The organism is Salmonella sp. 2020_1459 (genome assembly GCF_043847915.1).
GTDB lineage: Bacteria > Pseudomonadota > Gammaproteobacteria > Enterobacterales > Enterobacteriaceae > Salmonella > Salmonella enterica.
Genome location: NZ_JBCMFA010000007.1, coordinates 23,786 through 42,893 on the forward strand (window position 1 = coordinate 23,786; position 19,108 = coordinate 42,893).

17 protein-coding genes are annotated in these 19,108 nt (G+C 51.8%); 9 read left to right on the forward strand and 8 right to left on the reverse strand.

From position 1 onward, the window contains the following. Positions 1–49: 49 nt before the first annotated feature. The 4 genes from mepS to yeiP form a co-directional block, all read right to left on the reverse strand. Positions 50–622, reverse strand: a complete 573-nt coding sequence (gene mepS, locus ACH0VJ_RS17425; protein ID WP_000241015.1) for a bifunctional murein DD-endopeptidase/murein LD-carboxypeptidase — start codon at positions 620–622, stop codon at positions 50–52. Positions 623–1,035: 413 nt separating this feature from the next. After that, positions 1,036–1,755: a phosphatase PAP2 family protein gene (locus ACH0VJ_RS17430; protein ID WP_000178091.1), complete on the reverse strand. Its 720-nt coding sequence runs from the start codon at positions 1,753–1,755 to the stop codon at positions 1,036–1,038. Positions 1,756–1,784: 29 nt separating this feature from the next. After that, positions 1,785–2,771, reverse strand: coding sequence for a GTP-binding protein (locus tag ACH0VJ_RS17435; protein WP_000169350.1), 987 nt, complete (start codon positions 2,769–2,771; stop codon positions 1,785–1,787). Positions 2,772–2,982: 211 nt separating this feature from the next. Next, on the reverse strand, positions 2,983–3,555 hold the full coding sequence (gene yeiP / locus ACH0VJ_RS17440; protein ID WP_001136822.1) for an elongation factor P-like protein YeiP: 573 nt from the start codon (positions 3,553–3,555) through the stop codon (positions 2,983–2,985). A gap of 323 nt (positions 3,556–3,878) precedes the next feature. Between yeiP and ACH0VJ_RS17445 the strand changes: the two genes are divergently transcribed. From ACH0VJ_RS17445 to ACH0VJ_RS17455, 3 genes are all read left to right on the forward strand, one after another. After that, complete coding sequence (locus ACH0VJ_RS17445) at positions 3,879–4,133, forward strand: YkgJ family cysteine cluster protein (RefSeq protein ID WP_001523448.1); 255 nt, start codon at positions 3,879–3,881, stop codon at positions 4,131–4,133. 387 nt (positions 4,134–4,520) lie between these two features. Further along, complete coding sequence (locus ACH0VJ_RS17450) at positions 4,521–4,643, forward strand: membrane protein (protein WP_001519564.1); 123 nt, start codon at positions 4,521–4,523, stop codon at positions 4,641–4,643. A 1-nt stretch (position 4,644) separates the two neighbouring features. Further along, positions 4,645–5,310: a GNVR domain-containing protein gene (locus ACH0VJ_RS17455; protein ID WP_001213897.1), complete on the forward strand. Its 666-nt coding sequence runs from the start codon at positions 4,645–4,647 to the stop codon at positions 5,308–5,310. A 63-nt stretch (positions 5,311–5,373) separates the two neighbouring features. Here the strand turns inward: ACH0VJ_RS17455 and setB are convergent, their stop codons facing one another. Further along, positions 5,374–6,555 carry a sugar efflux transporter SetB gene (setB, locus tag ACH0VJ_RS17460; protein WP_000551937.1) on the reverse strand — a complete coding sequence of 394 codons (1,182 nt, stop codon included), beginning with the start codon at positions 6,553–6,555 and terminating at the stop codon, positions 5,374–5,376. Between the two features lie 367 nt (positions 6,556–6,922). Here setB and fruB point away from each other — a divergent pair, with 367 nt between their 5' ends. Genes fruB through fruA form a run of 3 tightly spaced genes read left to right on the forward strand, consistent with a single transcriptional unit; the run spans position 6,923 to position 10,696 of the window. Then, a complete protein-coding gene (gene fruB, locus ACH0VJ_RS17465) occupies positions 6,923–8,053 on the forward strand; it encodes a fused PTS fructose transporter subunit IIA/HPr protein (protein WP_000487287.1) in 1,131 nt (376 codons plus the stop codon). Further along, positions 8,053–8,991 carry a 1-phosphofructokinase gene (fruK, locus tag ACH0VJ_RS17470; protein ID WP_000091252.1) on the forward strand — a complete coding sequence of 313 codons (939 nt, stop codon included), beginning with the start codon at positions 8,053–8,055 and terminating at the stop codon, positions 8,989–8,991. Before fruB ends, fruK begins: the two co-directional genes overlap by 1 nt. A 16-nt stretch (positions 8,992–9,007) precedes the next feature. Next, positions 9,008–10,696 carry a PTS fructose transporter subunit IIBC gene (gene fruA, locus ACH0VJ_RS17475; RefSeq protein WP_000854417.1) on the forward strand — a complete coding sequence of 563 codons (1,689 nt, stop codon included), beginning with the start codon at positions 9,008–9,010 and terminating at the stop codon, positions 10,694–10,696. A 64-nt stretch (positions 10,697–10,760) separates the two neighbouring features. On the opposite strand, the gene nfo is transcribed toward fruA, so the two are convergent. Then, entirely contained in the window at positions 10,761–11,618 is an 858-nt protein-coding gene (gene nfo, locus ACH0VJ_RS17480) for a deoxyribonuclease IV (protein WP_000873905.1), read from the reverse strand. 78 nt (positions 11,619–11,696) lie between these two features. Further along, entirely contained in the window at positions 11,697–12,746 is a 1,050-nt protein-coding gene (locus tag ACH0VJ_RS17485) for a YeiH family protein (RefSeq protein ID WP_000137961.1), read from the reverse strand. A gap of 120 nt (positions 12,747–12,866) precedes the next feature. On the opposite strand from ACH0VJ_RS17485, the gene yieE reads away from it, so the two are divergent. From yieE to cirA, 3 genes are all read left to right on the forward strand, one after another. Then, positions 12,867–13,730 (forward strand): DNA-binding transcriptional regulator YeiE, encoded by an 864-nt coding sequence (gene yieE, locus ACH0VJ_RS17490; RefSeq protein ID WP_000548315.1) that lies wholly within the window; start codon positions 12,867–12,869, stop codon positions 13,728–13,730. A gap of 189 nt (positions 13,731–13,919) precedes the next feature. Beyond that, positions 13,920–15,389 (forward strand): lysine-specific permease, encoded by a 1,470-nt coding sequence (lysP, locus tag ACH0VJ_RS17495; RefSeq protein WP_000535000.1) that lies wholly within the window; start codon positions 13,920–13,922, stop codon positions 15,387–15,389. A 345-nt stretch (positions 15,390–15,734) separates the two neighbouring features. Next, positions 15,735–17,726, forward strand: coding sequence for a catecholate siderophore receptor CirA (gene cirA, locus ACH0VJ_RS17500; RefSeq protein WP_086048298.1), 1,992 nt, complete (start codon positions 15,735–15,737; stop codon positions 17,724–17,726). Between the two features lie 43 nt (positions 17,727–17,769). Here cirA and ACH0VJ_RS17505 read toward each other — a convergent pair whose 3' ends face one another. Next, on the reverse strand, positions 17,770–19,092 hold the full coding sequence (locus ACH0VJ_RS17505) for an MFS transporter (RefSeq protein ID WP_000023813.1): 1,323 nt from the start codon (positions 19,090–19,092) through the stop codon (positions 17,770–17,772). Positions 19,093–19,108: the final 16 nt, after the last annotated feature.

The following is a 19,108-nucleotide window of genomic DNA, read 5'->3' on the forward strand; positions in this document are numbered from 1 at the left end:
TTTATGTCGTCTCATCAGGTAAGCCAAGGGAGGTGCTGCCTGATGAAGATTAACTGCGGCTCAGAACTCGACGCGCTTCATTGTAGCGTTTTTTCCAGTACGGTTCGTTCATACTGGAGATAATGACGCCGCTACTGGTAGACGCATGGACAAACTGGTTATTGCCGATATAAATACCGACATGGCGACCAGTGGAACCGGCGCGGAACAGAACCAGATCGCCCGTACGCAGGTTATTGCGTGAAACTGCTTTGCCCATTTCCTGCTGTTCATAGGTTGAACGCGGAAGCTCTAAACCAAACTGTTCACGGAAGGTGCGCTGTACAAAGCTGGAACAGTCGACGCCTTTCTTAGTGCTGCCGCCCAGGCGGTAACGCACGCCTTTCCAGTCAGCATACTGATCCATAATCCGCGACTTAACGTCAAGGTTACGCACCATATTTTCAAATTCATCCTGAGAGGCTTGCAGTGAAGAGCTATCGCTATTGCCCACAGCATGCGTCTCAGAATGCATATTCTTTGCGGTATTGGTGGTTGTGCTACAAGCAGAAAGCAGAACCGCAACTGCAATCGCAGGAATCCCGCGCAAAATATATCTCAAAATCGGTTGAGATTTGACCATGTTGTTTGTTTTCCCTTGAAGTCCTTAACGATAAATATCGTTATAAAAATGCCAAACGTGATGAGACTAATTACCTGCACAGCTTGAGACAATTCTTTGTGCACAAATCTGTGGCGGAACGCACAAATTTATTCGCAATGAGAATAATTATCTGGCGAGGCAAAACGAGTTTGAGATTACCCGATTGTTGCTGTCATTGCGAGCGATTTCGCGTGATTTTTTATAAGAATTTATGATACGAAAAGTGAACTTTCAGCACGGGTCAAATCAAGCGCAAATCGTTTAAAAATCGTGCAACCTGTTCATTTTGCAGAGGAATAATATGACCGAAAAATGATGGGCTGGGGGAATATCATCATAAATTACCTTCAACGATGTAAAACTATCGCTGAAGGTAATGTTAATTACATGGGTTATTTGTTTAAAATTTGTTTATTCCCGCCCGGGAGATAATTCTCAAAAAGCGCTATCGCCCGGTCGCTGAGCGGGGTCATCAGCCACCAGGGGAGGCCAATCAAAATAACCGTGAGCGACCCGACCACAATATCGGTGAACCAGTGAGCGCCAATCATAACGCGCGGAAACGCGAAAACCACAAATATAATAAGGGCGATAATCCCCGCCGTTTTGCCGAAATAACGCAGCATAAAGGCGGAAAATATCAGCAGCATCATACCGTGATCGCCTGGGAAACTGTCTTTTGACGCGTCTTTTGTCGGGATATGCAGCAACTCGCTGACGCGATAAATATGCTCAAAAGAGAGCGTTGGGCTGGCGCGCTTGACGGGGATCAGCGCCTGACCGAGTTGGTTAAGCACCACCGCTGTTAGCAGCATGACCAATCCGATTATCACAATGCGCCGCCGGCCCGACGCGTCTTCTTTTAGCCAGAAACTGAGCATCAGTCCGCCCATCGCCAGCAGCGAACAGCCGTCAAACGCCCGATTATTGGTAATAGCGACCCACCAGAGGAACGCGTGGCTTTCCACCAGTTTCTGGTTAAAGAAGTGGAATATGCCGGAATCAATGGTGAACCAGAAACCGTGATTGACGGGAAGATACCATGACAAAAACAGCGCCAGACCGGCGGCATTAAGCAGAATTATCAAGGAATAGCGGGTTTTCATCGTCATTTCGCCATAGTTTTTAAACGGTGGCAACCTTACGCGTGCGTCGCTAAACGAAGCTTCAACAAGGCCGTCTGTAACGTATTCCAGTCGGTTTCTGTGTTTGAGATAAGTTCAACCCGGCTATCCGGCGGCGCGACACTCTGTGTTTCGATGTGCAGGTCATCGCCCTGGCGATTGATGCGTACCAGCCCCTCTTGTATGCGCATAACGCCTTTCACCCGGCCCACCGGCGCCAGACGCGCCCATTCAAGGAGGCCAATGGTGTCAAACACGGTATCGGCATCGAAAATCCAGCCGCAGGCCTGATGACCCTGTCCGCTATTGAGGCTGCGTCGCCAGCGCTGCTGGGCGGGCAGATTTAGCGCGGCGAGTCCTTTTTTACTGGCATGAGTGTGAGAATGCGCGGCGCTGGCCGGCAGTTCCGCCAGATTTTGTCGCGGTAAATCCAGAAGCTTACCGTCTATCTGTCCATGTTCGGCATGAATCAGTTGACGATCGCCGCCGTACTGTCGCCACCACTGTTGCAGGGCGGCATCGCTCTGCGCCGTGGCGCGATCGGTCTTATTGGCGATGATAATATCGGCTGAGGCGAGCTGATCGCGGAAATTTTCATTGGCGACGCTCTGTTGGTCCAGTAGCAGGCGAGGGTCAAGGATGCAGAGCGTAGCGCGTAAATCAATCCACGGCTCATAAACCGGCGCAGTTAATAAATCCAGAATCTGTTTTGGGTGCCCCAGTCCGGTTGGTTCAATCAGCAACCGGTCAGGTTTGCCCTGGCGCAGCAGCGTATTGAGCCCTACCTGCATAGGCAATCCGTTGACGCAGCACATGCAGCCGCCGGGGATCTCTTTTAGCAGTGCGCCGCTGTCGGCAAGCAGCGCGCCGTCAATACCCACTTCGCCAAATTCATTGACCAGGACGGCCCATTTTTCAGCCGGATCTTTATGAGCTAATAAATGAAGGATAGAGGTGGTTTTTCCGCTACCGAGAAATCCAGTAATAAGATTGGTTTTGGTCACGTCAGCTCCAGAATATTGATACAACATAACAACTTTAATAATCCTGGCGAATAAACGTGAAAAAGAGAAGGGCTGAGTTGACGAAGTCGTGCTTCTGCCATCTTAAGAGCAGAAAATGTTAAATTTTTAACGTTTCTCTTTCCTGGTGCAGAACAGTCAATAAAGAAAAGGGTCAGACTGCGCCCTGGGGCGCAGCCGAAAAATGCGAAACTTAATCCGCGCGCCCCATATAACGGCGCTCTTCGATATGAATGCGGATTTTCTCACCTGCGCTCAGGTATTCGGGAACCTGAATCACCAGACCGGTGCTTAATGTCGCGGGTTTGTTACGTGCGCTGGCGGACGCTCCTTTAATACCCGGCGCGGTTTCGACGATTTCAAGATCCACGGTCTGCGGAAGCTCTAGCGCCAGCAGTTGGCCGTCCCAGGTCAGAACCTGCATATCCGGCATTCCGCCTTCAGGCATAAACAGCAACTCTTCTTCAATCTGATCTTTGGTGAAGGTATACGGCGTATAGTCTTCTTTATCCATGAACACATATTCGTTGCCATCGACATAAGAAAAGTCAACGCCGCGACGGCTCAGGGTGACGGTATCAACGATATCGTCGCCTTTGAAACGTTCTTCCACTTTCAGACCGGTGCGGACATCGGAAAAACGCATTTTATACAGTGTGGCGGCGCCACGGGCGGTAGGCGATTGAATGTCGATATCTTTCACAATCAGCAATTTGCCGTTGTAGTTCAGTACCATACCTTTTTTGATTTCGTTCGCTCTTGGCATCGAGGAGATCCTGTTGTAGAGATTATCTAAAATATCGCGTAAAACTACTCGCGGCGGGCCGTCCAGGCAAGTGGAATTGTCACTTTTGCTGGTGCAAAAAAGGTGATACTGTTCGCCCGCTTTCCGCTCCGCGTTCAACGAGAATAGGCGATGGCATGTCGCCCGGAGGGGGGAAGTGTGCTGTGTTGTCCCTTCTGTTTCCAGCCTTGTCTTCGGAATGTCTGAGGGCAGGCCTGATCATGATGACGTCCACATTTTAAATCTGGATTTTTCTTTGGACAAATTCTGTTATCTTTCATTTGGTTATAAATAGAGGGCTGAGCATGGACTGTCGTAGCGGTTGTGGCGCTTGCTGTATTGCGCCTTCAATTTCGTCGCCGATACCCGGAATGCCGAATGGCAAGCCGATGAATACCAGATGCGTGCAGCTTTCGGAAGATAACTTGTGCCTTATCTTTGGCTCGCCTTTACGCCCAAAAGTGTGCTCTGGTTTGCAACCGACAGGGGACATGTGTTTAACGACCCGGGAAGAGGCCATTATTTATTTGCTGGAACTCGAACAGAAAACCTTACCATGAGCTAAGCCGCTTTTGATAAATGTGCAGGGGCTTACGTTATATCCCGAAATAGTCTGCAAAAGCTGCGCATCAAATTACCTCCTTTTACCATTAAATAGCGTAATACATGCTTCCCTTATTTCGTGGCTTCTGAAGCGGTAGATGTCGCCGCTCAACCCCGTTGGTGCCTGAACGTGTACCGAATAAACCGTCACATAAAACAAAAACGATCAATTTTATTTATATGATAGTTTTTATCTATTAAAAAGAGGAATTTTGATCGATTTTAATTATTTATAACGATCGATATCATGAATTTGATAGTTTATATCTATCATTGATGTATTTACCGATCGATATAACCAGTGTGAATGTGTTGTTATTTTCCTTTAAAATACTCGAATTCTTATGTGTGGGTTTTATCTTATGAAGAAATATACGTTCGCAGCCAGGGCGTTTATTTTTACGCTGGTGTTGCTTTTTGTTATTTCAGTATTCGGGTTGACTATTAGCGTTTTAAAAGGGATGTGAAATGCGGGGAGAAAATAGTGAAATTGATTTAGTCGACGTTTCCTTATTCCTTATAAGAAAATGGCTAAGTATCGTGATCGTTACCTTTATTTTTGTCGCCATTGGCTATGTTTTTGTGAGCGTGCAGCATGATACAAAGGTTGTGAGTATTACAATCAAACCTAATCTGGATACGCCTGCTACCTATGCGTTATGTGGCTATACTAATGATATTCAATGTAAAACAACGGTTATCCTTAACCAGTTTAGCCGTTTCTTGCCTGCGGAATATAAAAATAAAATAAGTTTTGACGCGAAAAATCAGCTTGTTCTTTTTAAGGCGCAGGGGAGGGAAGAAAGCGTCAATAATATTATTTCCACCCTGAAAAATAGTGTCGATAAAATGGCGGCATGGTATATCGATGATGGTGACATTAAACGTTATAGCGTGCATAAAAATATGTTACAAACGGAAACATATGCAAAGCTATCCTTGTTGTCGGAGGCGGTTAAAAATAATGCTAACATTGAAGTGATAGATGTTGCTGTCACACCAAAATATAAGATGCGGCTGGTGTTGGTTCTTTGCGGACTGATGGGCGTAATTTTCTCAATAACCGGTCTTTTATGTAGGAGGGCGCTTACAGAATATCGTTTTGAGAAAAAGACAATGAATGACCGCGCATGAACATTGCGCAGAGATAAACTCTGCGCTGAATGTGTCGAAGAGTAAAAGTATCAGGCTTGCAAGTTAAACATCTTTAATACGCGCCAGGCAGAACATGGTGGCGACAATCATGACTAACGCAAACCAGAAGACCGCATGATAATTCCAGATTTCTGCGGCGATTCCCGCCAGCGAACCGGCAATGATCCAGCCGACGCGAATGGTATTGGTATACAGCGTGGTGGCTGAACCCGCCTGGCCTGGCATGAGATCCTGAAAATAGAGCATGCCAATCCCGCCAAGAATGCCGATGTAAATCGCGTTCAGCAACTGCAAGCCGAGTAACGTTGCCGGTGCGTGCGCCAGCAACATACCCACATAAAAGCACAGTCCGGCGACAACGGCGATGCACATTAACAGGCGTTTTCCCAACCGTTTGGCGAAGTAACCTGCAATCAGCATTGTGGGAATCTCCAGCCCGGCGGCGGTGCCCATCATCACGCCTGCAAGTTTTTCCGGAAGATGCAGCTCATTGATGATAAACAGCGGCATATTAATGATATACAGGCTGTTAGTCCCCCACATTAACGTACAGATGACAAACAGCAACAGAGTATCGCGGCGATTACGACGCGGTGCTTCCAGCGTGCCGGTTGCCAGCGGCGCATCTTTGCGCATTGACGGTAAAAAGAACCACACCATGACGCCGCAGACGATAAAAGCTACCGCCGCGCTCAAATACATCACCGTAAAGCTAAAACCCATCGCCAGCGCATAGGCCAGCGGCGGCCCAATGACCCAGGCCAACGAGACCTGGGCGCGGAGGATTGAGCTGAACATCACCGCTTCACGACCTGTACGATCGGCATGTTCTCGGGCCAGCGCAAACATCTGCGGGTTGGCGGTAGAGCCGAAGCTACTGAGAAAGACGCCGATGAACAGCAAAATAAAGTAGTTGCGGTTCCAGGCAAACAGCACGCAGGCCAACATGCCCAGCACGCAACAGAAAACGATCAGTTTTTTGCGATCGCCTTTTTTATCTGAGCGACCCGCCAGAAACTGGCTCACGATAATGCCGATAACCGCGCTGCCGGTAAAAAAGAATCCCACCATGCCGGGGCGGGCGTGAACCTCATCCGTCAGAAAAATACTGAGCGTCGGCGTCTGTAACGCACCGGCAATACCGGTGAGAAAAGCGACGATCAAAAAGGCGGTAGACGTCAGGTCAAACGATTTGGGCGCAGCGGCGGCGGGACTGTTGTGCATGTTTCTATATCAGTGGTGTGAAGAGAGGCGGAGTTTACGCTGCCCGTCAGAAAATAAACAGGCGTCTGAATCAAAATCGACACGAAAAATCAAAATAGCATTCCAGTTTGTTACCAGGGCGTGCTGACGCAAGCTGAAAGAAAAAGCTGAAGCCTTTTATGCGTCAGCTATTGAGGGACTGTTGGAGAAAAAATGTGCTTCACCTCAAAAAATTGCTACAAAACCGGTAACTTTTCTTGCGTGCTGAAGCAGAAAGATCCAGACTTCTTGAAACGTTTCAGCGCGATCTGGTTTTTTTGATAACTCAGATTGGCGCTTTTTTTCTCATAGTGGCTGAATCGTTTCAATTCAGCAGGAGAGGAGACACATGTTCCAGTTATCGGTTCAGGACATTCATCCGGGCGAGCAGGCCGGAAATAAAGAAGAGGCCATTCGGCAAATCGCCGCCGCGTTAGCGCAGGCCGGGAATGTGGCGGGCGGCTATGTTGACGGTATGCTGGCGCGCGAACAGCAAACCTCGACCTTTCTTGGCAATGGTATTGCGATTCCCCATGGCACAACAGACACGCGCGATCAGGTGCTGAAAACCGGCGTCCAGGTCTTTCAATTTCCGCAGGGCGTTACCTGGGGAGAAGGCCAGGTCGCCTACGTGGCGATTGGTATTGCCGCCAGTTCGGACGAACACCTTGGCCTGCTGCGTCAGCTGACGCATGTGCTGAGCGATGACTCCGTGGCTGAACAGCTGAAATCCGCGACAACGGCGGAAGAGCTGCGCGCATTGCTGATGGGCGAGAAGCAAAGTGAACAATTAAAACTTGATAATGAGACGATGACGCTGGATGTCATCGCCAGCTCGCTGGTCACATTGCAGGCGCTAAATGCGGCGCGTCTGAAAGAGGCGGGAGCGGTTGATGCGGCGTTCGTCGCAAAAACGATTAACGATAGTCCGATGAATCTGGGACAAGGCATCTGGCTGAACGACAGCGCGGAAGGCAATTTGCGCAGCGCTGTTGCGGTAAGCCGTGCGACCCAGGCGTTTGACGTAGAGGGTGAAAAAGCAGCCTTATTAGTCACTGTCGCGATGAACGACGAGCAGCCGATTGCCGTGCTAAAACGCCTCGGCGACCTGTTGCTGAACAATAAAGCCGATCGTCTGCTGAGCGCTGACGCCGCGACGCTGCTGGCGTTGCTGACCAGTGATGATGCGCTGACGGATGACGTACTGAGCGCGGAATTTGTAGTGCGTAATGAGCATGGTCTCCATGCCCGTCCGGGCACCATGCTGGTGAATACGATTAAACAATTTAACAGTGAAATTACCGTGACAAACCTTGATGGAACCGGCAAACCGGCAAACGGACGTAGTCTGATGAAAGTGGTGGCGTTAGGCGTGAAGAAAGGCCATCGTCTGCGCTTTACCGCGCAGGGTGAAGATGCTGAACAGGCGCTGAAAGCGATTGGCGATGCGATCGCCGCCGGTCTCGGGGAGGGCGCATAATGAGCAGGCGTGTTGCCACCATTACCCTTAATCCGGCTTACGATCTGGTTGGGTTTTGCCCTGAAATCGAACGCGGCGAAGTGAACCTGGTGAAAACCACGGGTCTGCACGCGGCGGGCAAAGGCATTAACGTTGCCAAGGTGCTAAAAGACTTAGGCATCGACGTCACCGTCGGCGGTTTTCTCGGTAAAGATAACCAGGACGGTTTTCAGCAATTGTTCAGCGAACTGGGCATCGCTAACCGCTTTCAGGTGGTTCAGGGCCGGACCCGCATCAACGTGAAGCTGACGGAAAAAGATGGCGAAGTGACCGACTTCAACTTTTCCGGCTTTGACGTGACCCCCGCAGACTGGGAACGCTTTGTTAACGACTCCCTGAGCTGGCTGGGCCAGTTCGATATGGTCTGCGTCAGCGGTAGCTTACCGGCCGGCGTGAGCCCGGAAGCGTTCACCGACTGGATGACGCGTCTGCGCAGCCAGTGTCCATGCATTATCTTTGATAGTAGCCGTGAAGCGTTAGTCGCCGGTCTTAAATCTGCGCCGTGGCTGGTGAAACCGAATCGCCGCGAACTGGAAATTTGGGCGGGTCGTAAGCTCCCGGAAATGAAAGATGTGATTGATGCGGCGCACGCGTTACGCGAACAGGGTATCGCCCATGTGGTGATTTCGCTGGGGGCGGAAGGCGCGCTGTGGGTTAACGCCTCAGGAGAATGGATCGCTAAACCACCGGCGGTTGACGTGGTAAGTACCGTCGGCGCAGGCGATTCCATGGTTGGCGGATTGATTTACGGCCTGCTGATGCGCGAGTCCAGCGAACATACGCTGCGTCTGGCGACGGCGGTTGCCGCGCTGGCGGTCAGCCAGAGCAATGTGGGTATTACCGATCGTCCTCAGTTGGCCGCAATGATGGCGCGTGTCGACTTACAACCGTTTAACTGACAGCAGGAGAGGCATAATGAAAACGCTGCTGATAATTGACGCTAATCTCGGCCAGGCTCGCGCTTACATGGCGAAAACCCTGCTTGGAGCGGCGGCGCATAAAGCAAATCTGGAAATTATCGACAATCCGAATGATGCTGAGCTCGCGATCGTGCTGGGCGAATCTCTGCCGAACGACAATGCTCTGAACGGCAAAAAGGTTTGGCTGGGGGATATTGGTCGCGCCGTCGCGCATCCGGAACTGTTTCTGAGTGAAGCCAAAAGCCATGCGACCCCTTACAGCGCTCCTGCTGCGGTTGCTCCTGCGGCGAGCGGCGGTCCGAAACGCGTGGTCGCGGTAACGGCCTGCCCGACCGGCGTCGCCCATACTTTTATGGCGGCTGAAGCCATTGAAACAGAAGCGAAAAAACGCGGCTGGTGGGTAAAAGTCGAAACGCGCGGCTCCGTGGGGGCCGGCAATGCCATCACCCCGGAAGAGGTGGCGGAAGCGGATTTAGTCATTGTGGCGGCGGATATCGAAGTGGATCTGGCGAAGTTTGCCGGTCTCCCGATGTACCGCACGTCGACCGGCCTGGCGCTGAAAAAGACGGCGCAGGAGCTGGATAAAGCCGTAGCGGAAGCAACGCCGTATCAACCGGCGGGTAAGGCATCGCAAGCGGCGACCGAAGGGAAGAAAGAGAGCGCTGGCGCATATCGGCATCTGTTGACGGGCGTTTCTTACATGCTGCCTATGGTGGTTGCCGGGGGACTGTGTATTGCACTTTCCTTCGCCTTTGGTATTGAAGCCTTTAAGGTGCCGGACACGCTGGCGGCGGCGCTGATGCAGATTGGCGGCGGTTCGGCGTTTGCGCTGATGGTGCCGGTACTGGCGGGTTATATCGCTTTCTCCATCGCGGATCGCCCAGGCCTTACGCCAGGTCTGATTGGCGGTATGCTGGCGGTTAGCACCGGTTCCGGTTTTATCGGCGGGATCATTGCCGGCTTCCTTGCCGGGTATATGGCGAAGCTTATCAGTACCAAACTGAAACTTCCGCAAAGTATGGAAGCGCTGAAGCCAATCCTGATCATCCCGTTAATTTCCAGTCTGGTGGTGGGGCTGGCAATGATTTACCTGATCGGTAAACCGGTTGCCGGGATTCTGGAAGGGCTCACTCACTGGCTGCAAACCATGGGAACCGCAAACGCAGTGCTGTTGGGCGCGATTCTCGGCGGGATGATGTGTACCGACATGGGCGGCCCGGTGAACAAAGCGGCGTATGCGTTTGGCGTTGGTCTGCTGAGTACGCAAACTTACGCGCCGATGGCGGCGATCATGGCCGCAGGTATGGTACCGCCGTTAGCGCTGGGTCTGGCGACGATGGTGGCGCGTCGTAAGTTCGACAAAGCGCAGCAGGAAGGTGGTAAAGCGGCGTTGGTGCTGGGGCTGTGCTTTATCACTGAAGGCGCTATTCCGTTTGCGGCACGCGACCCGATGCGTGTACTGCCGTGCTGTATCGTTGGCGGCGCGTTGACCGGGGCTATTTCTATGGCGGTAGGCGCAAAATTGATGGCGCCGCATGGCGGTCTGTTTGTTCTGCTTATCCCAGGCGCAATTACGCCGGTATTGGGATACCTGCTGGCAATTGTGGCCGGTACGCTGGTGGCAGGGCTGGCTTATGCCGTCCTGAAACGTCCGGAGACGGAAGTCGCGGCAAAAGCGGCGTAAGAGAAACACGCTAAAAAAGGCAGAGCGCGCTCTGCCTTTTTTATTGCCTGAAGAACATTGAGCGTCAGGCCATCGCTTCGGCAATTTGCTGGGCTTTTAACCACGCAATCTCTTCCGCCCAGATATCAGGATTGATGGTCTCCAGTATCAGCGGAATACCGTCAAAACGCGCATCCTGCATAATCCAACGAAACGCATCGTGGCCGATATTGCCTTCACCCAGGCTGTGATGGCGGTCAACGCGGCTACCGAAGGCGCTTTTGGCGTCGTTAAGGTGCATTCCGCGCAAATACTGAAATCCGACAATTTTCCCGAATTCGGCGAACGTTTTTTCGCACGCCTCTGGCGTACGCAGATCGTATCCGGCGGCAAAGGCATGGCAGGTATCGATACAGACGCCAACGCGCGACTTATCTTCCACGCCGTCGATGATGGCGGCTAACTGTTCAAACTCAAACCCCAGATTACTGCCCTGACCGGCTGTATTTTCGATAACCGCCGTAACGCCCTCGGTCTGCGCGAGGGCAATATTGATGGATTCCGCGATCCGCGCCAGGCAATCCTCCTGTGCAATCTGCATCAGATGGCTACCGGGATGAAAATTAAGCAAGGTTAAGCCGAGTTGTTCACAGCGTTGCATTTCATCGAGAAAGGCATCGCGTGATTTTTCCAGCGCTTCACTGACCGGATGGCCCAGATTAATCAGGTAACTATCGTGGGGAAGGATTTGCGCCGCTGAAAAATGATACTTTTCACAGGCGATTTTAAAGTCATCAATGACCTGGGGAGTAAGGGGGGCGGCACGCCACTGACGCTGGTTTTTTGTGAAAAGCGCAAAGGCCGTTGCGCCAATTTCAGCCGCGCGGGCAGGGGCGTTAGCCAGACCGCCAGCAGCGCTGACGTGCGCTCCGATGTATTTCATAAAAGACTCCTGTTAAACCCGCTAACGGTTCATTACGAACGCTATGATAACGGGTTAACAGGCGTGAAACGTAATAATTTATGCGATAAGGCTATGGATTAGGACGTTAATGGCGCCACCGCCAATAATCAGCCAGGCGAATAATGCCAGCGCCATCAGCAGCGGTTTCGCCCCCGCTTTTTTCAATGCGCTAACGTGAGTGGTCAGACCCAACGCCGCCATCGCCATCGCCAGCAGCACCGTGTCCAGCGTTACCAGCATATCCACCACGGCTTTCGGCAGCAGGTGGAAAGAGTTGAAGATCGCCACTACGATGAAGAAAATAGCAAACCACGGAATGGTAATTTTGCTTTTTTCCGCGCCGGTCGCCGGTGAAAGCTGTTTAACGCGTGCCGCCAGAATGATCAGGAACGGCGCCAGCATCATGACACGCAGCATCTTAGCGATAACCGCCGCATTTTCCGCATCCGGGCTAACGGCATGACCCGCTGCGACCACTTGCGCGACTTCATGCATGGTTGAGCCGATATAGATGCCGTAAGTTTCCGGGCTGAACCAGTGTGCCAGCAGCGGATACATTGCCGGGTAAAGGAAAATGGCGATGGTGCCGAAAATAACGACAGTCGCGACGGCTACAGTAACCTTACTGGCTTCCGCTTTTACTACCGGTTCTGTCGCCAGTACCGCCGCCGCGCCGCAGATACTGCTACCGGCGCCAATCAGCCAGCTGGTGTGCCTGTCCAGACCAAAGACTTTTTGGCCTAAGAAGCAGGCCAGCATGAACGTGCTGGAAAGCGTTAATACGTCAATCACAATACCGCTAATGCCCACATCGGCGATTTGTGAAAAGGTAAGGCGGAAGCCGTAAAGGATAATCCCTAAACGCAGCAAATGTTGTTTTGCAAACAGCACGCCGCCGTCGCATTGTTTCCATATTTGTGGATAGATGGTATTCCCGATAACCATACCCAGCAGGATAGCCAGGGTCAGGGCGCTGAACCCCGCGCCTGCAACGGCAGGGATAGCGCCGCCCCACAGGGCGACTCCTGTAATGACGGCGCTCAGAGCGAGCCCCGGTATAAAATGCCACATTGTACGACGATGATTCTGCAAGGTGAGTTCTGTCATAACCTTCTCCTGTATATGGACAATAAGGTTACGGTGATCTGGTTTAAAAATAAAATTGATTATATATTTATAATTAATCTTTATAAGTGGTAAGTGAAACGCTATCGGTGGGATACGACTATGCATATTACGCTACGACAACTTGAAGTGTTTGCTGAAGTACTGAAAAGCGGTTCAACAACCCAGGCGTCGGTCATGCTGTCATTATCGCAGTCCGCCGTTAGCGCCGCGCTCACCGATCTGGAAGGTCAGCTCGGCGTACAGTTGTTTGATCGGGTGGGGAAACGGCTGGTGGTCAACGAACATGGGCGCTTGTTATATCCGCGCGCGCTGGCATTGCTGGAGCAAGCGGTAGAAATTGAGCAGCTATTTCGTGAAGATAACGGCGCGATACGGGTTTATGCCAGTAGCACCATCGGCAATTACATTTTACCCGCCATGATTGCCCGCTATCGCCAGCATTATCCGGCCTTGCCGCTGGAACTCAGCGTGGGAAACAGCCAGGACGTGATTAACGCGGTGCTGGATTTTCGGGTTGATATCGGCCTGATTGAAGGACCATGTCACAGTACAGAGATTATTTCTGAGCCGTGGCTGGAAGATGAGCTGGTGGTCTTTGCCGCGCCGTCCTCGCCGCTGACGCAGGGGCCGGTGACGCTGGAACAGCTTGCGGCATCCCCATGGATTTTACGCGAGCGCGGTTCCGGTACGCGGGAAATTGTCGATTATTTGCTGTTGTCGCATTTGCCGCGCTTTCATATGGCGATGGAGTTGGGGAATTCAGAAGCGATCAAACATGCGGTGCGTCATGGACTGGGGATAAGCTGTTTATCGCGCCGGGTGATTGCTGAACAACTCCAGGCGGGAAGCCTGGGCGAAGTCGCGGTGCCGTTACCGCGCCTGGTGCGCACGTTGTGGCGTGTTCATCATCGGCAGAAACATCTTTCTAACGCGTTGCAGCGTTTTTTGAGTTACTGTGAATAAAGGTGAAGAGGAGGGCTGCCCCGGCGGCATCGCCATTTTTAGTATCCGCTTACGTATACGTTATTCTCTGCTTTACTTATAATCCGTGGCCGGTCATGAAGGTCTCTTATAACCGCGCATTTGTGTCGGAAGGATAGTATTTCGTCTGTTACAATCGCGCCTCATTTTTTGGATGGATAGCATTTTCACATGGGTTCCAAAACTAAAACCACAGAAGCGCCCGCGCTACGTCGCGAATTAAAGGCGCGTCACCTGACGATGATTGCCATTGGCGGCTCCATCGGGACAGGTCTTTTCGTTGCATCTGGTGCGACAATTTCTCAGGCGGGGCCAGGCGGCGCGCTGTTTTCTTATATTCTGATTGGTTTGATGGTCTACTTCCTGATGACCAGTCTTGGCGAGCTGGCGGCCTATATGCCGGTATCTGGCTCGTTTGCGACATATGGTCAGAACTATGTGGAAGAAGGCTTTGGTTTCGCGCTGGGCTGGAACTACTGGTACAACTGGGCGGTGACTATCGCTGTTGACCTGGTTGCCGCGCAATTGGTGATGGGCTGGTGGTTCCCGGACACGCCGGGCTGGATCTGGAGCGCGCTATTCCTCTGCGTCATTTTCTTGCTGAACTACATTTCCGTGCGCGGTTTTGGCGAAGCGGAGTACTGGTTCTCGTTAATTAAAGTCGCGACCGTTATTATCTTCATCATCGTTGGCGTAGCGATGATTATCGGTATCTTTAAAGGTGTTGAGCCGGTCGGCTGGAGCAACTGGACGACGGGCGATGCGCCTTTTGCTGGCGGTTTTGCGGCAATGATTGGCGTCGCGATGATCGTGGGCTTCTCTTTCCAGGGAACTGAGCTGATTGGTATTGCCGCCGGGGAATCTGAAAACCCGGAGAAGAATATTCCGCGCGCGGTGCGTCAGGTGTTCTGGCGTATTCTGCTGTTTTATGTTTTCGCGATTTTGATTATCAGCCTGATCATTCCTTATACCGATCCAAACCTGCTGCGTAACGACGTCAAAGACATTAGCGTCAGTCCGTTTACCTTAGTGTTCCAGCATGCGGGCTTGTTGTCTGCGGCGGCGATAATGAATGCGGTTATCCTGACGGCGGTACTGTCTGCGGGTAACTCCGGGATGTATGCCTCGACCCGTATGCTCTACACCCTGGCCTGTGACGGTAAGGCCCCGCGTATTTTTGCGAAATTGTCCCGCGGCGGCGTACCGCGCAATGCGCTTTATGCCACCACCGTGATTGCCGGTCTTTGCTTTTTGACCTCAATGTTTGGCAACCAGACGGTCTATCTGTGGCTGTTGAACACCTCCGGTATGACGGGCTTCATCGCCTGGCTGGGGATTGCCATTAGCCATTATCGCTTCCGTCGCGGTTACGTGTTACAAGGGTATGATGTGAATGATTTGCCGTACCGTTCCGGGTTCTTCCCGCTGGGGCCGATTTTCGCCTTTGTACTGTGCCTGATTATTACGTTGGGGCAGAACTATGAAGCGTTCCTGAAAGATACCATCGACTGGGGCGGCGTCGCGGCGACCTATATCGGTATTCCGCTGTTTCTGCTTATCTGGTTCGGCTACAAGCTGATAAAAGGTACGCATTTCGTGCGCTATAGCGAAATGCACTTCCCGGAACGCGTTAAAAAGTAACGTAGTATTCTCGTCATAGGCCGGATAAGGCTTTATGCCGCCATCCGGCACGGACTGCCTGAACCTGACCCTTCTAACCCTCTCATTCGAGAGGGTTTTTTGTTTTTTCTTTATGATTGGTTCAAATGACATAATTATTAACAATTAAATTGATAATTATTATCGTTTGCTTTATCGTTACGCTCGAAATCAGAAAGGATGAAGATTCGGGCGCGACCGTCACTCATGAGCCCGACTCGCCTGCATAAAAAGAGTTCGCCGTGATAACCGTTATCGCAGGCGAAACGTAATGCGTTGTGAGCGATAACCGATTTTTTTGTCGTATTTACCTCATGGAGAAATGGAATGTTTAGGTTTAACCCTTTCGTTCGGGTAGGGCTTTGTATGTCCGCAGTTACGTTGGCCTGGCCGGTTGCCGCGGCAACGGATGATGGTGAAACCATGGTCGTTACCGCGTCCGCCATCGAACAAAATCTGAAAGATGCGCCAGCAAGTATCAGCGTCATTACCCAGCAAGATTTACAGCGCAGGCCCGTGCAAAACCTGAAAGATGTCCTGAAAGAGGTGCCGGGCGTACAGCTCACTAACGAAGGGGATAACCGTAAAGGCGTGAGTATTCGTGGTCTGGACAGCAGTTATACGCTGATCCTGATCGACGGTAAGCGCGTTAACTCCCGTAACGCGGTCTTCCGCCATAATGATTTTGATCTGAACTGGATACCGGTTGACGCTATCGAACGTATTGAAGTGGTGCGTGGCCCCATGTCCTCGCTGTATGGCTCCGATGCGCTGGGCGGCGTGGTCAACATTATCACCAAAAAAATTGGTCAGAAATGGCACGGCAGCGTCACGGTTGACTCCACTATTCAGGAACATCGCGACCGTGGCGATATTTATAACGGTCAGTTCTTTACCAGCGGTCCGCTGATCGACGGCGTGCTGGGAATGAAAGCCTACGGTAGCCTGGCGAAACGCGAAAAAGACGAGCAGCAGAGTTCCGCTACCACCGCTACGGGTGAAACGCCGCGCATTGAAGGATTTACCAGCCGGGATGGAAACGTCGAGTTTGCCTGGACACCAAACGAAAATCATGACGTTACCGCAGGCTACGGTTTTGATCGCCAGGACCGGGACTCCGACTCGCTGGATAAAAACCGTCTGGAACGGCAAAACTATGCGTTGAGCCATAACGGACGTTGGGATCTCGGCAATAGTGAGCTCAAATTCTACGGCGAAAAAGTGGAAAACAAAAACCCCGGCAACAGTAGCCCTATCACGTCAGAAAGCAATTCGATTGACGGGAAATACGTTCTGCCGTTAGCGGCTGTCAACCAGTTCCTCACCTTCGGCGGCGAATGGCGTCACGATAAACTGAGCGATGCGGTGAACCTGACCGGCGGTTCCAGTACTAAAACCTCCGCCAGCCAGTATGCTCTGTTCCTTGAAGATGAGTGGCGTATCTTCGAACCGCTGGCGCTGACCACCGGTATTCGTATGGATGACCATGAAACCTATGGCGATCACTGGAGCCCGCGTGCTTATCTGGTCTATAACGCAACGGATACCCTGACGGTGAAAGGTGGGTGGGCCACGGCCTTTAAAGCGCCGTCGCTATTGCAATTAAGTCCGGACTGGGCGACCAACTCCTGCCGTGGCGGATGCCGCATTGTCGGTAGCCCGGATCTGAAACCTGAAACCAGTGAAAGCTGGGAGCTCGGCCTTTATTACCGGGGCGAAGAAGGCATACTGGAGGGCGTGGAAGCGAGCGTTACCACGTTCCGTAACGATGTGGACAATCGCATCAGCATTAGCCGTACCCCTGACGTTAACGCCGCGCCCGGCTATTCCAACTTTGTCGGTTTCGAAACCAACAGTCGGGGACAGCGCGTTCCGGTCTTCCGTTATTACAACGTGAATAAAGCGCGTATTCAGGGCGTGGAAACCGAGTTGAAAGTTCCGTTTAACGAGGCGTGGAAACTGTCGTTGAATTACACCTATAACGACGGACGCGACGTCAGTAATGGCGGGAACAAGCCGCTTTCCGATCTGCCGTTCCACACCGCGAACGGTACGCTGGACTGGAAACCGGTGCAGCTCGAAGACTGGTCATTCTACGTATCAGGGAATTATACCAGGCGTAAGCGGGCCGACAGCGCAACAGCGAAAACGCCGGGCGGGTACGTGGTCTGGGATACCGGCGCGGCATGGCAGGCGACGAAAAACGTTAAACTGCGTGCGGGCGTTCTGAACGTAGGCGATAAAGATCTCAAACGCGACGACTACGGTTATACCGAAGACGGACGTCGTTACTTTATGGCGGTGGATTACCGTTTCTGACAGAGACTGGCGACAGCCGCGTTTTGCCGCTGTCGCCAGAATGTTATAACCGATGCAGCCTGGAGAGCAGCGCCAGCGACAGAGTCGTTAGCAGAATGGCGATTAACGCATAGATATAAACGCCCGACCACGCCCAGCTATTTTTCACCATAATTACCGGCACACCGGCCATTGCCGCGCCGACATAGCTGAACAATCCCCGAAAGCCGGTAATCGATCCCGCCGCATCCTTATGGGTCACATCCAGACAGCCGACGGCAAAAAGCATATGCGGTCCGTATAAGGCGAAGCCCATGATGGTGAACAGAATCGCGGTGAGGGTGTAAGAGGTATCCTGAACCAGCGGCACCAGCACGATGCATATGCACAGCGCTAACGCGAAGATTAATCCGGTCATCCAGCGGTTACTTTTGAACATAAAGTCAGACAAGTAGCCTGCCAGCAACCCACCTGCCAGTCCGCCCGCCTCAAACCAGGAAATAATCGAGTTCGCTTTTATCAGACTCCAGCCGTGAACCTGCGAATAGTAAATCTGCGGCCAGTCGTTAAGAATAGTGCGCGCAATATAAACTGACATATCGCCGATAATAATGATCCATACCAGTGGATTGGTCAGGATATATTTCACAAAAATCTGCCAGAAGCTCAGGTTGACCGGGCTGGCCTTGACCTGGGCCAGTTCCGTCGGGTCGTTACGCCACTGCCCCACGTTGGGCAAACCTAACGTACCGGGACGATCTTTAATGGTAAATAGCGCCACTATCCCCATCAGCAGCGAAATGGCGCCGGGAACATAAAACCCCATTTTCCAGCTACCGCTAAAGGCGATAGCAAAACTGGTCAGCAGCGGCGCGAGGCTGCCGCCGATATTGTGCGCCGCTTCAACGATAGCCCACCAGCGTCCCCGTTCGTTTTTCGAAAACCACGAGGCCATAATTTTCGCCATCGGCGGAAAGCTGGTGCCTTGTAATATCGCGTTGAGACTGTACAACACGTAGAATGCCGCCACGCTATCGGAAAAGCCGAACAGAATATTTACAATCCCTACGCCAATCAGCACCGGGCCGGTCATGGCTTTCGGGTTAATTTTATCGACCAGCATCCCGCCGACAAACTTCATCGCGCCATAAAGAATGTAAAAAATAGAAGACATAATGGCGAAGTCTTCTGCGGTCAGCGACGTTTCCGTCAGCATGGCCGGCATCGCGGCGGAGAAGTTTTTACGGGTAAGATAAAAGACGGCATAAGAGATAAAGACTGAGGCGATAATCTCAATACGAAATTTTTTATAGGTCTGGTCTATCTCTTTTTTCTCTTTTACAATCGGCTTATCGGGCTGGCTGAAAATAAATGTTTTTATACTCATTTTAAAATTCCCTTCC